The organism is Vibrio sp. 1249-1 (assembly GCF_033340495.1).
Genome location: NZ_JAWOWJ010000681.1, coordinates 1 through 646, shown reverse-complemented (window position 1 = coordinate 646; position 646 = coordinate 1). Strand labels below are relative to the sequence as shown.

Sequence of the window (646 nt, the reverse complement as noted above, 5' to 3'; positions counted from 1 at the left end):
TTACCGCGAGAGTCCATCATCAGACGGATTGGCGTTTTCGGTAAGAAACGAGTGATACCGCTGCGTTTTGGTGCTTGCGCATCTACCGCGTAAATCAGTTCAAGCAGAATCGTACCAACTGGCAACGCCTTGTTTTTCAACAGAGATACCGCAGAAGTACCCACACCTTCACTCATCAGAAGATCGATACCACCTTGGATCATTGGGTGTTCCCAACTGATGAAGTGCATGTCTTCACGAGAAAGCGCGGTATCGCGATCAAAAGTGATCGTCGCACCTTCGTATGGCAAACCAGGGTAGCTTGGCACCATCATGTGCTCTGATGGCGTCACCACCAGTGCATTTTCGCCTTTGTCGTCTTGGTTCAAACCAATCGTATCAAACAGAGAAAGCGCAAACGTGACTAAGTTTGTATCACCATCGGTTGATTCAATTTTCTCAACGATTTGCTGAGCTTTTTCGCCGCCATTAGAGTGCATTTCTAGCAAGCGGTCACGACCTTGCTCTAGTTGCGATTTCAATTCTTTGTTCAGCTTCGCTGATTCTTCGATGATCTCATCCAGAGTGCTGGTATCTCCTGACGCCAGAATCTCAATCAGGGCGTCTGAGTACTTGTCATAAACCGCACGACCTGTCGGGCAGGTTT

Annotated in this window: 1 pseudogene; it reads right to left on the bottom strand. The window is 48.1% G+C overall.

Annotated elements, in window-relative coordinates:
- A pseudogene (locus R7Z50_RS28325) lies at positions 1 to 646 on the bottom strand (RNA polymerase-associated protein RapA); the annotation flags it as partial.